The sequence below is a fragment of the Chryseobacterium sp. JUb7 genome (assembly GCF_024806495.1).
Classification (GTDB): domain Bacteria; phylum Bacteroidota; class Bacteroidia; order Flavobacteriales; family Weeksellaceae; genus Chryseobacterium.
Map to the genome: position 1 here is coordinate 43,955 of NZ_JANUFF010000002.1, position 20,573 is coordinate 64,527.

The 20,573-nt window shown below is 35.4% G+C and carries 16 protein-coding genes; 8 read left to right on the forward strand and 8 right to left on the reverse strand.

From position 1 onward, the window contains the following. Window positions 1–2: 2 nt before the first annotated feature. Both M2373_RS03840 and M2373_RS03845 read left to right on the forward strand, forming a co-directional pair. Window positions 3–137 (forward strand): hypothetical protein, encoded by a 135-nt coding sequence (locus M2373_RS03840; protein WP_259107724.1) that lies wholly within the window; start codon window positions 3–5, stop codon window positions 135–137. A 93-nt stretch (window positions 138–230) separates the two neighbouring features. Beyond that, window positions 231–683, forward strand: coding sequence for a hypothetical protein (locus tag M2373_RS03845; protein WP_409013181.1), 453 nt, complete (start codon window positions 231–233; stop codon window positions 681–683). 158 nt (window positions 684–841) lie between these two features. Here M2373_RS03845 and M2373_RS03850 read toward each other — a convergent pair whose 3' ends face one another. Next, on the reverse strand, window positions 842–1,543 hold the full coding sequence (locus M2373_RS03850; RefSeq protein ID WP_259107725.1) for a CoA transferase subunit A: 702 nt from the start codon (window positions 1,541–1,543) through the stop codon (window positions 842–844). A 174-nt stretch (window positions 1,544–1,717) separates the two neighbouring features. Between M2373_RS03850 and M2373_RS03855 the strand changes: the two genes are divergently transcribed. From M2373_RS03855 to M2373_RS03865, 3 genes are all read left to right on the forward strand, one after another. Beyond that, window positions 1,718–2,209 carry a DoxX family protein gene (locus tag M2373_RS03855; protein ID WP_259107727.1) on the forward strand — a complete coding sequence of 164 codons (492 nt, stop codon included), beginning with the start codon at window positions 1,718–1,720 and terminating at the stop codon, window positions 2,207–2,209. Between the two features lie 178 nt (window positions 2,210–2,387). Then, entirely contained in the window at window positions 2,388–2,765 is a 378-nt protein-coding gene (locus M2373_RS03860) for a hypothetical protein (protein WP_259107728.1), read from the forward strand. 236 nt (window positions 2,766–3,001) lie between these two features. Beyond that, on the forward strand, window positions 3,002–3,688 hold the full coding sequence (locus tag M2373_RS03865; protein ID WP_259107729.1) for a DUF3667 domain-containing protein: 687 nt from the start codon (window positions 3,002–3,004) through the stop codon (window positions 3,686–3,688). A 254-nt stretch (window positions 3,689–3,942) separates the two neighbouring features. On the opposite strand, the gene M2373_RS03870 is transcribed toward M2373_RS03865, so the two are convergent. Then, on the reverse strand, window positions 3,943–6,684 hold the full coding sequence (locus M2373_RS03870; RefSeq protein ID WP_259107730.1) for a fibronectin type III domain-containing protein: 2,742 nt from the start codon (window positions 6,682–6,684) through the stop codon (window positions 3,943–3,945). Window positions 6,685–6,978: 294 nt separating this feature from the next. Here M2373_RS03870 and rplS point away from each other — a divergent pair, with 294 nt between their 5' ends. After that, window positions 6,979–7,335, forward strand: coding sequence for a 50S ribosomal protein L19 (rplS, locus tag M2373_RS03875; protein ID WP_007846341.1), 357 nt, complete (start codon window positions 6,979–6,981; stop codon window positions 7,333–7,335). Between the two features lie 294 nt (window positions 7,336–7,629). Here the strand turns inward: rplS and M2373_RS03880 are convergent, their stop codons facing one another. The 5 genes from M2373_RS03880 to rpsA all read right to left on the reverse strand — a co-directional run bounded on the left by M2373_RS03880 (window position 7,630) and on the right by rpsA (window position 15,986). Further along, window positions 7,630–8,625: an alpha/beta fold hydrolase gene (locus M2373_RS03880; protein ID WP_259107734.1), complete on the reverse strand. Its 996-nt coding sequence runs from the start codon at window positions 8,623–8,625 to the stop codon at window positions 7,630–7,632. A gap of 84 nt (window positions 8,626–8,709) precedes the next feature. Next, the gene (locus M2373_RS03885; protein WP_259107736.1) at window positions 8,710–9,690 is read right to left on the reverse strand and encodes a DMT family transporter; all 981 of its coding nucleotides are present in this window, start codon (window positions 9,688–9,690) and stop codon (window positions 8,710–8,712) included. A 133-nt stretch (window positions 9,691–9,823) separates the two neighbouring features. Continuing rightward, complete coding sequence (locus M2373_RS03890) at window positions 9,824–12,430, reverse strand: T9SS-dependent M36 family metallopeptidase (RefSeq protein WP_259107738.1); 2,607 nt, start codon at window positions 12,428–12,430, stop codon at window positions 9,824–9,826. Window positions 12,431–12,603: 173 nt separating this feature from the next. Then, window positions 12,604–14,040 (reverse strand): T9SS type A sorting domain-containing protein, encoded by a 1,437-nt coding sequence (locus M2373_RS03895; RefSeq protein WP_259107740.1) that lies wholly within the window; start codon window positions 14,038–14,040, stop codon window positions 12,604–12,606. 155 nt (window positions 14,041–14,195) lie between these two features. After that, window positions 14,196–15,986, reverse strand: a complete 1,791-nt coding sequence (gene rpsA / locus M2373_RS03900) for a 30S ribosomal protein S1 (RefSeq protein ID WP_259107742.1) — start codon at window positions 15,984–15,986, stop codon at window positions 14,196–14,198. 556 nt (window positions 15,987–16,542) lie between these two features. Here rpsA and M2373_RS03905 point away from each other — a divergent pair. After that, window positions 16,543–17,850, forward strand: a complete 1,308-nt coding sequence (locus M2373_RS03905; protein ID WP_259107744.1) for a DEAD/DEAH box helicase — start codon at window positions 16,543–16,545, stop codon at window positions 17,848–17,850. Window positions 17,851–17,960: 110 nt separating this feature from the next. On the opposite strand, the gene M2373_RS03910 is transcribed toward M2373_RS03905, so the two are convergent. After that, entirely contained in the window at window positions 17,961–18,854 is an 894-nt protein-coding gene (locus M2373_RS03910; protein WP_259107746.1) for an SMP-30/gluconolactonase/LRE family protein, read from the reverse strand. Between the two features lie 266 nt (window positions 18,855–19,120). On the opposite strand from M2373_RS03910, the gene ccoG reads away from it, so the two are divergent. Next, on the forward strand, window positions 19,121–20,563 hold the full coding sequence (gene ccoG, locus M2373_RS03915; protein ID WP_259107748.1) for a cytochrome c oxidase accessory protein CcoG: 1,443 nt from the start codon (window positions 19,121–19,123) through the stop codon (window positions 20,561–20,563). Window positions 20,564–20,573: the final 10 nt, after the last annotated feature.

Consider the following 20,573-nt stretch of genomic DNA (forward strand, 5'->3'; position numbering starts at 1 on the left):
CCATGAAAAAACTTTTAACCATTCTCATCTTAGCATTTTCTCCTTTGATTTTTGCTCAGGGATCAAAGGAGCGTAACTGGATTTTAAAACTGAACGCAGCCCAGCTGGTTGACGCCGTTTCTTATCCAACCCTATAAATCTCCGCTGAAAGAAAACTTAACCCTTATTTCGGTGTAAATGCCGAGATTGGGTATCAATTATATGATTTCAGCAAACCGGATACCATATTATTGAAATCAAAAGGTTTTAAAGCTAATATTGAAGGTCGGGTTTATTTATTCAAACTGCTCCAATCAAGAATTCAGTCTAAACGCAACGAATTTTATGTCGGATTACAATTATTTTACAGAGAAAATGAAAGTACAAATTCTGTAGATTACTCGCCAAGAGAGGATGAAACAAAGCTGTATGCTGATTATTTCGGAACAAAAAGAACAGCCAGAGGATTTAATATTACTTTTGGAAATCAAATTTCAGTGTCGGAGAAAATAATTCTGGAACCGTTTATCGGATTGGGAATGATGAATCGAAAGATAAATAACAGCGATATTGAATATAATGAAACAGAGGATACCAGAAACGGAACAGGTTTAAAACCGCTTTTTCAAAAATTAAATCTTGAAGAAAGCTCCGGAAATCTTTTTAATTTCTGTTTTGGATTGAGGATCGGATATAGATTGTAGAGGATGGAAGTTGGATGATGGATGCTGAAGGTTTACATGATTGCGGATAAGATTTCTCATCACGTTACTTTTCTTCAGAAGAACAAATTTGGTCATTATAAAAAATTACCCCGAAATCAATTTTCGGGGTATTATTTTTTAAGAAAACTGTTTAAAGATTAGTCTCTTTTTCTAACAGTTCTTTGTTCTATTCTTTTTTCAAACTTCTCGCCCTGGAAAATTCTCTGAATCATAATTCCAGGAATATGAATCTGGTTTGGATCCAATTCTCCCGGTTCTACTAATTCTTCCACTTCAGCAATGGTAATTTTTCCTGCTCCGGCCATCGGATGATTAAAATTTCTTGCAGATCCTTTAAAAATAAGATTTCCTGCGTGATCTCCTTTCCATGCTTTTACAATTGCAAAATCTGCTTCGTAAGCATGCTCCAGAATGTGAGGTTTTCCTTTAAAATCTTTTACTTCTTTCCCTTCAGCAACTTCAGTTCCAAAGCCTGCAGGTGTATAAAAAGCAGGAATTCCGGCTTGTGCTGCTCTGCATTTCTCTGCCAAAGTTCCCTGTGGTGTAAGCTCAACTTCCAATTCCCCTGAAAGCATCTGTCTTTCAAATTCTGCATTTTCTCCTACATAAGACGAAATCATCTTCTTAATTTGTCTTTTATGAAGCAGTAATCCCAATCCGAAATCATCAACTCCCGCATTATTTGAAATACAGGTAAGATCTTTTACATCACTCTCTACCAATGCATTAATTGAATTTTCAGGAATTCCGCAAAGACCAAACCCGCCCAACATTAATGTCATTCCGTCATTAATTCCTTCAATGGCTTCCTTTGCATTTTTTACTCTTTTATCTATCATGAAATATTAGATTTTCTGTTGGCTTAAATTTAATAATTTTTCTCATATTATCCGATATTCAGTCTTTTTTGACATGATTAAATTAACTTTTTCTATTTTTGGCCATCTATAGAATACACAAGTATTGAATAATTTCAACCCGTAAAAGATTTAACCCTCATAAATTTTATACAAATGCAAAAAGAAAATTTTAACAAAATTGGAGATGTTTTTTATGTAATCTGCAGAATCAGTATCGGATTATTTTTTTTTATAACAGGCTTCAATAAATTATTCCATCCCGTTTTTCAGGGCTATATGCTAAAAACAATTACAAGTCTGGGATTCAGTAACCCTCAGTTTATGGCACACTTTGTTGCTGCGAATGAAATGATTTGGGGATTGTTTTTATTAATAGGTTTATTCACCAGATTCAGCTCTTTAGCCTTAATTGTGGTTATGCTGGTTGCCCTTATTTCAAAAGACATCCATTCTATTCCTACAGAACTGATCCCGATTGATCCCAAAGTAGGAACCCGACCGATGGATAGCTTTACATGGCTCAGCTATTTCTTTTATTTACCACAGGTTTTGTATATTATGATACTGGGACTCTTTTCCTTATATGGTTATAAAGCGTTTGGAATTGATCGGTTTTTAAAGAAAAAGGTTAATCCTTATCAATAAAATAAAATCGGGAGGAAATTTAATTTCCCCCCGATTTTTTTAATATTCCTTCATCTATTGGATCGCATCCAATCCTGTTTTAAATCTTTCGGGATCCCGTTCTAAATTTATATATTTTAATTCATCGTGGTCTGATTTTGGTTTAATGCTACTTACACCATCACAAATATTTAACATTATGGAAACGAAAGAGATTTCAAGAATTGCTCTTGGGGCATTTCTTATTACTGCAGGAATTGGCCATTTAACTTTTGCCAGAAAAGAATTTCAGGCTCAGGTTCCGGAATGGGTTCCTTTAAAAAAAGATGATACTGTAGTTTACTCGGGAATTGCAGAAATAGCACTGGGCGCCGCATTGATTGCTGCTCCTAAAAAATATCGAAAAAGAATGGGACAATTTGTGGCAGGATTTTTTGCGGCTGTACTTCCCGGAAATATTGCTCAATACCAAAACCGAAGAGATTCATTTGGTCTTAATACCGACAACCAGAGATTGGCAAGACTTTTTATGCAGGCTCCGCTGATCGGTTGGGCTTTAAAATCAACTGATGATTAATATAGATCGGGAAAATGAAACTTTCCCGATTTTTGTTTGTGAAAGTATTCGTGTTATAATTGGATTGCCGTGTATCCCTGCTTTAAATGGTTCCTTCAGTGCTTTTTTTATATTTTATTTCTTCCCTATTATTGAGCTGAAAATTCCAGTCGGAAAATGAGTATTAAAAACTACACTAAAGTGTAAAGTATATTCAAAATTATTTGTCTTGTTTTGCTCTCAAAACTGACTTAAATATGAGTGAAGAATTTTGTTCAAACTGTAAGCAAACTGTAAAACCCAAAAGAATCGATGGCCGCTACATCATCCACGAAATTGAACATGTTTTGCATTTTGAAAGAGGCATTTTATATACAATAAGAGAATTACTGATAAGACCGGGAGAAAATATTAAAAATTTTATTACTGAGAACCGAAGCAGATTGGTAAAACCCATTATATTCATTATTGTAACGTCACTAATTTATACTTTAATCAGTAAATTCTTTCACATAGAGGAAGGCTATATCAAACTTGATGCAGAAGGATCTCAAATGCAGTCCATTAATAATTGGGTTCAGAGCCATTATGGGTATTCAAATATTATAATGGGCGGCTTTATTGCTTTCTGGCTAAAAATATTTTTCAGGAAATATGATTACAATTTTTTTGAAATATTGATTTTACTTTGTTTTATCCTGGGTATGGAGATGTTGATATTTTCTGTTTTCGCTCTTTTTGAAGGATTAATTAAATTCCCTTTGATGCAGATTGCGGCAGTTATTGTCTTTATATACTTTTCCTGGGCAGTCGGGCAATTTTTTGATAAAACAAAAGTATCAAGTTATGCAAAAGCTCTGGTTTCCTATATATTAGGAATGATAACATTTGGACTTTCAATAGGCATTGTAGGGCTTCTAGCCGGTTTAGTGATGAAAAATTAGAAAGACAAGAATTTCGATTTATTATTTATTCGATTTTATTGCCTGTTAAAAAAATAGAAAAGAGGCTGTCTCAAAAGGTAAACCAACGCTCTGAGAATTCCTTAAATGACAAAAGTTGTCAGATAGGAGTCCGAGAGAAGGGGTACTTTTGAGACAGCCTCTTCGTGTTTTTGAAAATATCTGTTATGGTTTGATTGGATTGCTATCCAACCCTGTTTTAAATCATTCCTTCAGGACTCTTCTTTCTTATTAATTTATTGAATAATTAATTTTAAAGTAAATAATTTTCTTGAATGAACTTTCACAAAATAGACTCCTTTCGGAAGATTTTCATTCACCAGAGAGAATCTTTGATTTTGTACGTTTTCAGATTTGTACAATAGATCTCCGTTGGCTGAAAGTAATTCTATTTTTTCGATTGGATAATCACTTTTGATGAATGTCGGTTGTCCCGGTTTTGTCGGATTTGGATATAAAACAACACTTTTTTCATTGGGATTTTTCACCTCACCTGTCCCTAAAGTTGCTCCCTGAACCTGAAACTGAACTCTGTTTGAAACCTCAGTATAAGAGTCATTAGTAAACATTACCATATAATAATTTCCGGGAGTTGTAGGAACTGCAGAACCTGTAATTGCTTTTGTTCCCTGTGCAACACCGTCAAAATAGGTGTACGAAACAAAGTTATCATCCGGAATCTGAATATTCTGAGGATAAATTCCCAGCCAATCCTTAATAATTCCCGGCGAATCCGTCCACGAAGCTGTAATATTTTCGCCCAATGTATAAACCGGTTTATTGATCCAAAGTTCTGTTACAATATCTCCGACTTTGAAAAACACTTTTTCCCCTACCGTTGTATATCCATCTTCTAAAAAATACTGAGCATAATAATATCCTTTTGGAAGACCTGTAAAATTCAGGGTTCCTGTAGCCGTTGTTACATAATCCCACTTAACAGAAGGTGTTGGTCCGGGAACCTGCCCCATTTTATAAATTCCGATCCAGTCTTTTGATAAATTGGGTCCGTTATTGAAATTCACAACTACCGTTCCGCCTACAGGATAGGTATCTGAAGATGTATTTAATACCACTTTCGGTCCTACATAAAAATTCTTTCTCGGTGTAATTTCCGTATAGCCGTTATTGGCAAAAAATCCTGCAAAATACTGTCCTTTATTAGCTATCCCATTTGGAAAAGTCGCCGTACCGGAAGTTTGTCCGTTGGTATAAAGAAATCCTTGAGACGTTACAGAAGTTGGGTTCTGACCTTTTTTGTAAATTCCAACCCAATCCTGCTGATTTCCGGGACCGTCTGTAAATGTAGCCACAATAGGTTCATTTTGCGTGTATTCGGTTTTACTTAAATTAAAAGTAGGATTTGAAACCACACTTCCTGTCACTTCAAACTGTTTAGGGTCACTCCAGTCACTCCACTCCAAATTTCTGTCTCTGTAACGAACTTTCACGTAATAAATCCCGTTTGTAATTGAGTTTGAAGCAATGGTCGCTTTTGTAATATCAACCCCTGCATTTAAATTTTTGGTCTTGTCAGGATTCCCGCTCCCTTCTTTTCCAAACCAGTTTTCATAATCACGATACAGTTCTTTTTCAATCACTGAAAAATCGGCAGCTTTACTGATTAAGAACTGAGTTGTATTGAGCAGTTCTCCGTTTGTCGTGGAAAAAGCACTCCCATTTAAAGTTAACGGTAATGTAACCGGTGCCGAAAAAGTATTGGTAATAGAAGGTTTTACAGGTTTCGGCTGATTTTTATATCTGTGGAAACTATCGATCAGTTCATTATTTTTTTTAGTATAAATTCCTCCGATCGAGTAACATTCTACATCTACTTTTGCGGTAGCAACATCTACTTCTACAATTTGATAGGTCCAGTCTGTTAATGTTTTCTGAACATCATCAAAATCCTGCTCGTTTGACATTCCCCAATACTGGTCCCATGCTACTCCACCAGAAATAATCTGATAATTTGGAGATTCTTTCAACTGTCCTCTATGATACAAATGATGGTGTGCCCCTACATGCATCAGATATTTACCTGAGCTTGTCAAAAGAGGAACAGCATTATTTCTAACCCAGGTTGAGATATCCCCGACATATTGCTCTGCCTGATAAGGTCTGTGGCTTAAAGAAATAATCCAGTCTACGGTAGGATCATTGTTTGCTTCATTTAAAATCTGCTGAAGCCATGTTTGCTGTGCTGAACCTGTATGTTCTGAGCTCAAACTTACAAACAGTACATTTCCGGCTTGCTGTGCATAATAATTCTCATTTCCCGAGGAAATATTTTTATATTTAATTTCATCAATATAGAAGTGTGCATAATAAGAATTCATTCCCAAACTTCCATATGTTTCGTGATTTCCAACTGTGGTCTGGATCGGAAGATATGGTGACAGTTTAATATTCTTTTTAAAATGAACGTTTTCATAATGATCCAGAGTTCCTACATCCACCTGGTCTCCCACCATAAAAGTCAAGGCAATATTATCAGAAGGATCCGATGTAGGTCCGAATTTTTCCTTTAATTTCTTGTATGCATTTAAAGTTAGGGTATCATATCTTGGTTCTGCCTTGATTTGGTTGTCGCCCATAATCAAGAAACGGATTTTCCCATCGGCAGTAACAGGCTGCCCCGGTAAAGGAAGCGTTCTGAAATTGTAAACCGCAGATTCGCTTGTTCCTGTTTTTATCTTATAATAATACTTTGTATTTGGCTGTAAATTGGTGATTTTAGCTGTGTGGTAATAATAATTGTTATTATATCCTGTATCTGAAAAAATATTGGTTGTTCCGGTTACGGTAACATTCAAATTAGCAGGAGTAGTTCCATAAGTAACTGTGGTTTCGTTGTTTGACGACGTTTTCCAGTTTACGATCATTGAACTTGGCGTCGGATTTTGCAAATAGGGAAACAAAGTCTGCCCAAATGCCATCTGGACGGCAAAACAAAAAAAGAATAATACATGTTTCATTGTAGTACAGTTTAAGTGGTATAAATGTTTTAAAATTGTGTATTGATCATTTGAAAAGCATTGATTGATTGCTTTTTATCATCGGGCAAAAGTAGACTTCCCATATAAACTGTATCTGATGGGAACTTAAAAGAAGTGTTAAGTTTTAAGACCAAATCGGACAAAAAAATTATTGTTTTTAGTATATCATTTGTTTGGAATATTTAAAAACTATTTCATATATTTGCAACCTGTTATTCAACCTCTGACGAAGTCCGTGTAAGTTGCTTAGCCTTAACATTTTATTTATTAATAATGGATTTATTAAAGTACGTACAAGACAAGTACATTACAAAAAAAGAATTCCCTGAATTCAAAGCTGGTGATACCATCACTGTGTATTACGAGATTAAGGAAGGTCAAAAAACCAGAACTCAGTTCTTCAAAGGAACAGTTATCCAGTTGAGAGGTACAGGTTCTACAAAAACTTTCACAATCAGAAAAATGTCTGGTGATGTAGGTGTAGAAAGAGTATTCCCTATCAACATGCCAGCTCTTCAAAAAATTGAAGTTGACAGAAGAGGTAAAGTTAGAAGATCTAGAATCTACTACTTCAGAGACCTTAGAGGTAAAAAAGCGAGAATTAAAGACGCTGCTTACAAGAAGAAATAATTCAGACAACAATACATACGAAAAGAGACTGCTAATTTTTAGCGGTCTCTTTTTATTGGGGAGCTTATGAATTATTGAAGGGCTTCATCAGGCTAAGCCTGACAAATAAAAAGTTGGTATTAGAGATGCCAGGCTAAGCCTGTCGAAGTCTATTTTTCATAGAACTTATAAACTTCCTTTATTCTCGATTTTTAGCAACTCCATCAAAAATTCTTTGAATTTTCGCCACTCCTTCAAAGGATGGGAGATTCATATTCAACCCTTTAAACTTCCAACATCTGCTTTCCCACTTTCCTACTTTATAAATTCATATAACGCATTCCAGAATTTATCGTAGACTTCGATGTGCGGAAGATGTCCTGTATTCTCAATTTCAACTAATTTGGATCCTGCAATCTGTTGCTGTGTTTTCTTACCCAATTCCTGATATTGTCCCATTTTCGGCTGCAGTTCTTTTGGAGCTCTGTCTTTTCCGATTGCCGTTCGGTCTCTTGTTCCGATAATTAATAAGGTAGGGATTTTGATATTTTTAAACTCATAGCAAACCGGCTGATTGTAGATCATATCTGAAGTCAGGGCAGCATCCCATGCCACTTTCGGATAATCAGCATGTAAAGTCCAGCCTGCAATTAAATCCAGCCACGGCTGATATTCTGATTTCCATTTATTGTCGTAGTAGAACTTTAACTGGTAGTTTTTGTAAGACTCAGATGTATTTTTTAATTCTGACTGGTAAGCCTGATCAATCGTCTGGTAAGCAGCGAAAGTCTTATAATCTTCTAATCCTATAGGATTTTCTAAGATTAATTTTTCAACTTTTTCCGGATAGAGCAATGTAAATCTGGTTGCCACCATTCCTCCCATCGAATGTCCCAGTACAATTAATTTATTTATTTTCAGATCATCCAATATAGCTTTGGTATTGTCTGCCAATTGAGAAAATGAAAATTGATAATGTTCAGGTTTTGAAGATTTTCCAAACCCGATCTGATCAGGAATAATCACTCTGAAACCCTTATCTGATAAATCTTTCGCTGTTTTCTCCCAATACGCTCCGTTGAAATTTTTTCCATGAAGAAGCATTATAGTTTTTCCGTTTGACTTTTTGGGCCGCACATCCATATAAGCCATTTTAAGATCATTATTCTGAGATTTAAAATTAAGAAAATGAACTTCGTAAGGATATTGATAATTGGTAAGTTCTGCATCCAAAGGTTTTACCTGAGAAAACATCATACCAGGCGCAATCGATAGCATTAAAACCGCAACAGCATTTTTAAAATATTTCATGAAATTTATTTTATTTATTAAAATTAAAAAAACCGCTTCAAAAGAAACGGTTTTTACTATTATTTTTAATTTAAATACTGTTTTTTATGATACTTCTGCTACTACAAGCTCTTTTTTGGAAGGTAAATTCATTAAAACAATGGCAAAAAGAATCAAAGCAATTCCTACCCATTGAATAAAAATAACTTTCTCACCCAACAACACAAAAGCCATCGTTACTGAAACCGGAAGCTCCAGCGACGAAACGATACTCCCCAATCCCAGTCCTGCATTCGGAAAACCTACATTGAATAAAATAGGCGGTATAATCGTTCCGAACAGTGATAAAATCAATCCATATTTCCAAAGGATCGAATAATTAAAAGAATGGATATGCTCTGTATTTTCTGTGAAATTCATATAAAATGACTTTAATCCGTCAGAATATAAAGGTCCGATCTGTGCAAAAAATAAAAATACAAATACAACAATTGAACCTCCACACAACATAATAAAACTCTTTCTGAAAACAGGAAGATGCGTGGCCAAAGTATTGGATGTGAACATCGTCAATGTGTATGATCCGGCTGCCATTAATCCCCAGAAGATTCCATGCCAATCGATTTCTATACTTTCATTGACAAGATTTGTTGCCAGAACAGTTCCTATCAAAACGATAATAACAGAAATGACTTTTCTGGCATTGGGTAATTTTTTAGTGATAAAACTTTCTACCACCACACTAAACCAAACCGACTGCATTAAAAGAACAATCGCTATCGAAACATTAATATACTGAACAGCAATATAATAAAATAAACTTGTACACCCTAAAGATGTTCCGGCAAGCATTAGCGTTCTTACTTCTTTAGCCGTTGGTGATGACAGTTTTTGTTTTGAAGTCACCGTCTGTATGAAATTCAGAATTAAAAGACCTGCCAGACCCAATATAAATTGTGATGTCGTCACTTCTGAAGTAGTGTAACCATCATGGTAAGCCAACTTTACAAAAGTTGCCAACATCCCATATATACTCGCACCAATTCCTACAAATAAAACTCCTTTTAGTATATTTTTCTTCTTCATAATTATTTTTCAGAGCCTGCAAAGGTACAATATATTCGGTAAACTACTATACAGCATGGATATGATAGATAAATAGAATCGGCGCGAGCTTTGCTCGCGCCGATTCTATTTGGAATTGTATGTATTATATTTATTATTTTTTCACAATAACTTTAGAGGTAGCATCAAAACCTAAGCCTTTTACTTTTACCATATACGTTCCGTTGATCAGCTTATCCGTAGAAATAGCTTTTTTAGCATCCGGAGAAATTTTATCTTCTGAAGAAACTAATTTTCCTGACATATCGTAAATTTCAACACTTACTTTTCCTAGTGTGCTGCTTGGGAAATTGATGAAGAATTCATTTTTCGCAGGATTTGGATAGATTGAAACTGTATTTTTTACAGCTTTCACTTCATTCGTAGATAATGAAGCACAATCATCCGGAATATCAAAGCTTTCAACCTGATCATTAATATTGGTTTTAACTCCCGCAGAAGCATTCACCCCTAAACCTCTTTTTGCAAAAGTATTCCAGATCATACATCTGTCTGCTCCACCGGTTGTTACCTGATCAGCAGCAATGATTGCATTTCTTCCGTCAATAAATGTCGGATTACAAATCTGAAGTTTCAAGGCGTCAGTAACCAATTGTAAAACTCTTGAGCTTCCATTTGTAGCATTAGCCGTCACATCAGAAGCGTATCCGTATTTTTCTACATATTTCCAGTGAAGATCCCACAGCATTGAGGCCCAGACAAACCCGATAGAATGTACATCCGGAACAATAGCAGATCCGTTATTATACTCCATTCCGTTCGTATCACCATATGTAAAATTATTAATGGTAAAATCAGGTGAATATTTCGCAGGTCTTATTCCACCTCCTGTGATCGCCTGCCCGGCTGCGTATGTTCCCATACCTCTTGCAACAGATGCATTATCTCCCGGCTTATTTGTTAACATTAAAGCAAAGAAATCCGACCATCCTTCTCCCATCTGCTCTTTATCTGCAGATGAACTTAGGCAGCCATAGCCTGTCCCTGTCAATCGGTTAGAAATACCGTGTCCATATTCATGAGTTACGATACCATTATCAAAACTTCCATCCGGAGTTACACTTGTCGCAGGATCATTCTTTAAGGTTACGTTCACTGTTCCTGAAGTTAACTGTGATTTGATATAATTTCCTTCTGCATAACTAATCAATACTGAAGGAATGGTAACCGTAGGATCATTTCCTGCCATATTGCCAATCGTAGATCCGTTAGCAGCATTATTATAAATAACAGCAGCTGTAGCACCAGCATCCTGCAGGTTTTTGGATTTGATAACGAAAGAGCAGGTTCCTCTTTCAACCAAACCAATTTTTCCGGTAAGCGATCCAGCCGGTAAAGCTGTACATCCGTCTAAAACAGAAGACAACTGCACATCTCCTGTTACTCCTGTTGCATTTAAAGCCATACCATATTGAGCTGTTCCTGCACCTGGAGTACGGGTAACGGCTGCTCCCGGAGCATTATAAAAGAACAATCTGTTAACAGTAGACCACATATACATCTGCATTCTTGGATTATAGTAATCCGGTGGAGAAGCAAAATTCGCATTATTGGTTCCACCTCCATCCTGAGCTTCCGCGAAAACTCCGTCATCATCTAAACCTCCTTTTCCAAAATTATTCCATTGGAAATTTCTTGCTGATTCTGTAAATCCAAACTGATAGAAAACATCGTGGATTCTATTATTTAAGTAAAATAAATTGGTAATTGATGCATTTTGGTTGTAAGCTGAGTTTCCATTTATACTAAAAGGAAAGTCAAAACTTCTTGTAGCTCCTCCATCCGGAGACAAACCGGGATTATTGGTATTTGCCGTATCTTCATATGCATATACATTATTTCCTCTGGTATTGGTATAATGGGTAGTACCGTCAGAATGCCATCCTTCAGGTGACGCATTCAGCATCCAGGGATTTGAAATCACTGATCTTGGTCCAAATGTAGCAGCTTCAAGAGGTAACGGAAATACATTGTATGATGCGTTATCCGGAGCAAAGAATACGAAATTCTGCTGAGCTTTATTTTCAGCTCCCACAAGCTGATGAGTATCTGTAAAATGCTGGTGAGTAAGGTCCGAAGAGTAAGCATCAGCATTGAAATTACATGATAATGTTAAATTATTTTTTTCAAGTATTCTACCATCATTAGCGTCGACAAGAATATTCCAGTAATTTGCAGATTTTGGTTCTCTCAAAATGTATTCATATGCCAAACGTAATTTATCATTGGCATCATAATGATATACAAGTCTTTGTTTTGCCGATTTACTGTCGCTTCCGGATTTTTCCAGAAAGCCTAAAATAGTAAAGCCGGAAATCTCTGTATTTCCAAGTTCTTCTGCAATTTTTTGAAGAGCTGCACTTCTTGTTACTGTAGCATTGCCGGGTCCTGCTTCCTGATAGTTTTTCACAAAATTATCAGAGAAGTAAGTAACTTTATTATTCTTAATAAGAGCTGTTCCTACAGAACTGTACACAGGAAATCCTTTATAAGTCTGCTGAAATTTAACAACATCACTGTTTAAAGATTTTGACTGATCAACATTATCAATGATAAAATTGGTAAGGTCTGATTTTTTATATTCTCTGATTTTATTTTGAGAAATATATTCCTTAATTAATTTATCGTTGTCCTGAGAAAACAAAGTTGAAGGAAACACTGCGAATGCCGCAAATAAAAGAGGTAGAATTATCTTTTTCATATAAACTAATAAAGGCGCTAATTTACAAATTATTAACAATCAGGAAACATATAATTTATAAAATTAAATAACATTTTAATTTATTTTTAATAATTCTAAAAATACCCTCTGTAAAATAATTCTAAAAACTGAACATATTAAAAAAAAGACTGTCTCTGGGACAGTCTTTAGTGTTATTTTTTAATCAATTTCTCAGAATAGATTTCGTTTTTATCTGTAAGAATATTAACGATATATATTCCTTCTTTGCTAGAGCTGATATCAATATCAATTTCTTTTTCATTCCTTATTATTGCTGTATAAACAGTTGTACCAGAAACATCTACAACCTGAATTTTTCCGGATTTAACAGCTTCTTTCAGGATTACTCTAAATAATCCCGTAGTAGGATTTGGTGTAATTTTCAAAGATGTATTTTCAATTTTAGGAGGTGTGCTTGCTGCAGCTTTCGTACAGGCACCCAAATCAATATCCCAGTCAAGGAAAGGAAAATTATTCCAACTCATAGCTTCAACAGCACCGTTAGCAGTTTGATACTGAATAGACATAACAAATTTATATTTTCCTGTAGCACCAGGAGGTAAACCATAATTTGACGGATAAATTACATAGTTAAAACTTCCTGCAGCCCCAAAAACAGGTGTCGCAGAAATACTATAATCATTTCCTGTGTCAATACTCCTTAAAACTAATTTACTATTGATATAAGTGGCTCCGGCCGGAAGTGAAATACTGCCGCCTATATGAGCCTCCGGTGGCATTCCGCACCCTGAAGGTTCATAAAAAAACATGACTTTGCCAACAGAAGAATTACACAAGCCATTGACTACTCTTTCAAAATCCTCTTCGATGGTATTACCCCCATATAAATAAAGGAAAAACTGGGGTCTTGGAAAATATAATTTAGGTAATATCCCGAATTCAGGATCACCGGTATTTGTTTCAACGGAACCTGTATAGAATCCACCTGCACTGGCAATAGCAGCTCCCGCAGCACTAGATTGTGCGTCAGGGCTCAAATGCATTACAGCAAATTTTGCATTTCTAACGGTCTTAAATTGATTGACATTATCAAATGCTGCAGGAGTATTTGGTATTGCATTATTATAATCCACAAGATGAGAGCCAAAAGCTAAGTTTCCGGTATTTCTCGAGCCATCGGTAATAAGAACTACAAACAATTCAGAACTTGGATCAGGAGCCAATGTAGTTTGTGAACTTACAATTCCAAAGTTCGGATTACCATCTATGGCATCTCCTATCATACCTAATGATTCATGAAAAGCCTGACCTCCGATCAATCTTCTTTCTATAAACTTCTCAACAAAAGTATCATTTGTAAAATCACTCTCTATATAGATTCTTGGTATATAATTAAAATTTACGGCATTATGTAAACCTGTTCCATAATGAACTACCGCAAACCTATTTCTAAGATCACAAGCTAGCAGGCGCTGTATCAAATTTACAGTAGTTGTTTTCATCTCTGCCCAGCGAACGTCATCCATTGTGGATCCATCATCTATTACAAACAGATAATCTCTTTGAGCTTTCAGTGAATTCCAGGATACGAGGAATGTAAAAAGGAAAAATAAAAATGTTTTTTTCATAGTTAAAAGTTTGTTATTTAAATCGATTAAAAATAATAAATTTTTCTTTATATGGTGATATATTAAAAAAATAAATCATTATTAATGAAAACTAAAAATCCAACCATAAAAAAAGCCACTCAAACGAGTGGCTCAATATTATAATGAATTAAGGATTATTTACCTTCTTCCATTTTTCTTTTCAATTCTGCTAAAGCATCGATATCTCCAAGAGTTGATCTTTCTTCGTTGTTTGAAGAAGAAGATACATTTCTAGAAGAAGAGTCTTTCACATTTTTCTTCTCTTCATCTCTGAAGATTCCTGTGTGAGAAACTACTACTCTTTTGAATTCTTTGTTGAATTCGATTACTTTAAACTGAGCTTCTTCACCTTTTTTGATTTTAGATCCATCTTCTTTCTCTAATAATCTTGATGGGCAGAAAGCTTCAACTTCAGCATCTTCGAACTGTACAGAAGCACCTTTATCGTGTACTTCTACCGCTTTACCAGCGTGGATAGTTCCTTCAGCATATTTAGTTTCGAATGCATCCCAAGGGTTGTCAGTCAATTGCTTGTGACCTAGAGATAATCTTCTAGCCTGGATGTCTAATTCAAGAACTACAACATCTAGTTTATCACCTACTGCACAGAACTCAGATGGGTGCTTGATTTTCTTAGTCCAAGAAAGATCAGAGATGTAGATTAAACCGTCGATACCTTCTTCTAACTCTACGAATACACCAAAGTTTGTGAAGTTTCTTACAGTTCCTACATGCTTAGATCCTACAGGGTACTTAGTTTCGATGTTCTCCCATGGATCTTTAGATAATTGCTTGATACCAAGAGAGATTTTTCTGTCTTCTCTATCTAAAGTTAATACTTCAGCTTCAACTTCATCACCTACTTTCACAAAGTCACCAGCAGATCTCAAGTGAGTAGACCAAGACATTTCAGAAACGTGGATTAATCCTTCTACACCTGGAGCGATTTCTACGAATGCACCATAGTCAGCAAGAACTACTACTTTTCCTTTTACTTTGTCTCCAACTTTCATGTCAGCAGAAAGAGCATCCCAAGGGTGAGCTTCTAATTGCTTCATACCCAATTGGATTCTTGTTTTCTCATCATCGAAATCAAGGATAACAACTTTTACAGTCTGTCCGTCCTCAAGGATTTCAGATGGGTGGTTCACTCTAGACCAAGAAAGGTCTGTAATGTGGATCAATCCATCAACACCTCCTAAGTCAATGAATACACCGTAAGAAGTGATATTCTTAACAGTACCTTCAAGAACCTGACCTTTTTCAAGCTGAGCGATGATTTCTTTTTTCTGACCTTCGATATCTGCTTCGATCAATGCTTTGTGAGATACAACTACGTTTTTGAACTCAGGGTTGATTTTCACAACTTTGAACTCCATAGTTTTACCTACGAACTGATCGTAATCTTTAATTGGCTTAACGTCAATTTGAGAACCAGGTAAGAATGCTTCGATTCCGTGTACGTCAACGATCATACCACCTTTAGTTCTAGATTTTACAAAACCGTTAACGATTTCTCCAGTTTCGTGAAGTTCGTTTACTTTATCCCAAGCTTTAAGCGTTCTTGCTTTTCTGTGAGATAACTGTAATTGACCAGTTTTGTCTTCTCTTCTGTCAACCATTACTTCTACCTCGTCACCTACACTTAGGCCTTGGTTGTAACGGAATTCGTTAAGAGAAATAACACCTTCTGATTTGAAGTTGATGTCTACGATAGCTTCTTTGTCAGTTAATCTTACTACTCTACCAACTAAAACGTCGTTATCGTTTAGGCTGTTAAGAGATCCGTTGTAGATTTCTTCTAAATCGCTTTTTTCTTTTCTCGCATCTGCATCAAGACCTGATTCGAAAGAATCCCAATCAAATTGTTCTGGTGCTACGTTTTGGTTTAAAATAACCTCTGCTGAATTTGTCTCTTTTGACATTTTCTAATAAAATTTGTATTCCTTCTTTTTTAACGGTTTGAATAAATGCGGATTAAAAAATACGGAAGTAATTAATTATAAGTAATTTACTCGTCAAACCTTTTCGCCACAAAAGTGGGTGCAAAGATATAAATTTTATTTCAGATAAACAATAATTACCATCATTCTCAAAACAAGCACAACTCACTGAAAATCAAACACTATTAAAAGCCGTTAGGAGTAGAGATGTCATGCTGAGCCTGTAGAAGCATTCATTATTAAGAAAAAAAGAGAGTTCAAAGCCCAGACAAAAATAGATGGTATTGCAGACCACTGCTATCACAAACCTAAATCCTAGCCCGGATTGCAACGGCATCCTTTTGGTTTGCGGCCGGAGCGAAGCGGAGGCTGTAACCCAAAAGATATAGTGAAAAGCCGGAAAAGCTTCAAAATAGTTGCTGGTTTATAGATTCTTTACTTTCGTTGCCCTTTATTGTAGATGACATCCAAAAAACATTAAATTTAGAACTAAGAACGAGTAACCAGCAACCATCAACTAAATCCTTATCTTTGCACCATGGAACTACAATCAATTTATCAAAAACTGCAGATTCAGGATATGAATCAGATGCAGAAATCTACATATAAAGCAACAGAAAATCAGCAGGATGTTGTTTTACTCTCTCCTACCGGTTCGGGGAAAACACTGGCTTTTTTATTTCCTGTTCTTCGAAATCTGAAAAAAGATGCGTCTGGAATTCAGGCTCTGATTTTGGTTCCGGCGAGAGAATTGGCTTTGCAAATCGAGCAGGTTTTCAAAGCGATGGGAACAGATTTTAAAGTTTCTGTTTGCTATGGAGGTCATGATAAAAAAATTGAAGTTAATAATTTAATTGAAGCACCAGCTGTTTTAATCGGAACTCCGGGAAGAGTCGTTTATCACTTAAGAAACAACAATTTTGATCCGAAAACGATTCAGACTTTGGTTTTGGATGAGTTTGATAAAGCTTTGGAGCTTGGTTTTCATGATGATATGGAATTTATTTCCAATTCATTGAAAGATTTATCACAACGAATTTTAACCTCTGCAACAGCGATGGATGAAATTCCGAAGTTTACAGGATTAAAAAATGAAAAACTGGTTGATTTTCTAAAATTAAGTGACGTAAAACCGGATATTCAGTTGCGAAAAGTAATGACTATTTCTGAGGAAAAACTGGATACTTTATTTAATTTGATTTGTAAAATAGGAAATAAAAGAACCTTGATTTTCTGCAATCACCGTGAAGCCGTTGACCGTATTTCCGATCTTTTAGCTGAAAAAGGAATTGACAGAGAAACATTCCACGGCGGAATGGAACAGGACGAAAGAGAACGTGCATTACTGAAATTCAGAAATGATTCTGCGAGAATTTTAATTACAACCGATCTTGCATCAAGAGGATTGGATGTTCCCGAGGTTGAATCAATCGTTCATTATCAGCTGCCTCCAAAAGAAGATGCTTTTATTCACAGAAACGGTCGTACCGCAAGAATGAATGCGAAAGGATTTGCCTATTTAATTATGAAAGCAGAAGATAATTTCCCTTTCATTAAAAATGATACTCCGGAAGAAAGTGTTATCGGATTCAATAAAATTCCTGAGAAAACACCTTTCCAAACGATTTACATCAGTGCCGGAAAAAAAGACAAAGTGAATAAAGTAGATATTGTTGGATATTTACTTAAAAAAGGTGATCTTCAAAAAGAAGAACTTGGGCTGATAGAAGTAAAAGACAACACTTCTTATGTTGCCGTTGCAAGAAATAGAGTGAACGATGTTTTGAAAAGATTGAGTCACGAAAAATTAAAAGGCAAGAAAGTGAAAATGGAAGTGGCCTATTAATAAAGAAAATTGTCATTGCGAACCGAAGGTGAAGCAATCTCAAAAAATAAATTAGTCTTTAATAAATTGAGATTGCTTCGTCGCTTTGCTTCTCGCAATGACATTTAATATTATTTCACTCCCTTTACTTTAGTCGGCAAAGTATACACCGATTTTGATGCCGTAATAAATAAAATATCATTATGTTTTCCTCCGAAAGTCACGTTTGAAGTCCATTCTTCTTCAATCGGGATATGATAAATTTTCTTTCCCTCTCTATTAAAAATATGAACTCCTTTTCCGGTAAGATACAGATTTCCGTGCTTATCTAAAGCCATTCCATCTGAACCCATTTCACAGAAAAGTCTTTTTTCGGACAGTTTTCCCTCGCCAAGAATATCATATACATAAGTTTTTCCAGCATCAATATCCGAAACATATAATTTTTTAAACTTCTCGCTGCCTACAATGCCGTTAGGCTGAGTAAAAGTTTCCAATTTAACGACATTCCCGGCTTTATTTCTGTAATACAAACTCTTGTTGGGAGTTTCTTTTTTGAAATTCACCCAATAATCCCTTTCATAAAGAGGATCGGTGAAGTACATTCCTCCGAATTCGTCATTCCATACATCATTAGGGCCATTTAATCTTTTCCCTTCGAAGTTTTTTAAAAGAATCTGAACTTTTTTATCTTTCGATATCTTCCAGATTTCACCGTTGTCATCAGAGCAGGTGATCAGGTTGTCATCTTTGTCGAAATGAGTCCCATTAGCCCTTCCGGTTTTGTTCAAAAATTCAACAACCTTATTGGTTTTCCAATCCCAATAATAAATTTTATCATTCGGTTGGTCTGTAAAATATACATTCCCTTCTTTATCCGAAGACGGCCCTTCCGTAAAACTAAATTTATCCGAAACTTTCTCCGGTTTTATTCCATCATAAAACATTGTGTTATAATTTACTGATTTGCAATTTACTAATGCGAAAACCAAACCAACTAAACTTATTTTTAGGATATTCTTCATTCTGTATCAATTAGCGGACGCAATTTACGATAAGAAAATCCGGTTTCAAAGATTATTTTCTCATTTTGAAACATTAAAATACAAAAATACAAATGTCTCAATTGTACTATTTAAGAAGTAGATAATATTAGTAAATAAAGCATTTAATAAAGAGCTTTGCAGAGGAATAGATAAGAAATAAATATCAATTCCAAAACACATTAAAATGAGTATTTATTCAAAATAAAAGTATTCATTTTACAACTTTCAATTAAAACTCTAAGACGATGAGCGTACAGTCCGATAATTTTCAAACTTCAGAAATAGATTATGAAGATTTCAGAAACTCGGTGGGCACAATGGATCAGGCCGGAAAAAGAAAATGGGTATTTCCCCGAAAACCAAAAGGAAAATACACCAACTACAGAAACTATACAAGTTATGCTCTGCTGATTTTATTTTTTGGGCTGCCTTTTATAAAAATCAATAATAATCCTTTCTTTTTATTTAATGTTATAGATAGAAAGTTTTTCTTACTGGGTCAGCCGTTTTATCTTCAGGATTTTTTTATTCTGGCTCTGGGAGCAGTCACTTCAGTAATATTCGTCATGCTTTTTACGGTCGTTTTTGGAAGAATTTTCTGCGGCTGGCTTTGTCCGCAAACTATCTTTATGGAAAATGTTTTCAGAAAAATTGAATATTGGATCGAAGGGGACCGAAATAAACAGATGAAACTCGACAGACAGGAATGGGATGCTGAAAAAGTCAGAAAAAGAGTGACTAAATGGTCGGTATTTGCACTAATTTCGGTTATAATTACTCATTTCATGTTTATCTATATTGTCGGATATGAAGAAGTTTTCAGAATAATGATAGAAGGACCTGTCGATAATTCTTTAAAATTTTTAGGAATGATTGGCTTTGCCATGACTTTTTATTTTGTTTTTGCATGGCTTCGTGAGCAGGTTTGTACACTCATCTGTCCATACGGAAGACTTCAGGGAGTGCTAATAGACAAGCAAACCATCAATGTACACTATGATTTCAAAAGAGGTGAAGGGCGTTCGAAATGGAGAAATAATGAAGACCGAAAAGCTGTTGGAAAAGGAGATTGCATCGATTGCCATCAGTGCGTCGTAGTTTGTCCCACTGGTATTGACATCAGAAACGGACAACAGCTGGAATGCGTCAACTGCACCGCCTGTATCGATGCCTGCGACGAGGTAATGGAAAAAGTAGGGCTCCCTAAAGGTCTAATCCGATATGCTACAGAAGCTGAAATTGAAAATCAGGAGAATTTCAAATTTACTTCAAGAATGAAAGCTACTGCCGCTTTTCTAGTTCTGTTAATCGGTTTTCTTGGATTTTTAATGTACGACAGAGGTTCTATGGAAGCCAAATTTATAAAACCTGCCGGATCTACATTTTTCATCAAAGACGGAAAAATAACCAATACATTTATCTATACTCTACTCAACAAAACCAATGAGAAAAAGGTATTAACCATCAAAGTTTTACACCCCAATAATGCAGAGATCAATTATTTCGGTTCGGATAAAATTATTTTAAAAGGTGATGAAATGCTGAAAGGAAATATCAACATTACATTTCCTGAAAAAGATATGAAACTATCAAAACAGAATATGGAGATTGGTGTGTTTGATGAAAAGGGGGAAATGCTCGATTCTTTCGAAACGGTATTTGAAGGACCATTCAAACTTTTACTATAATGATAAACTA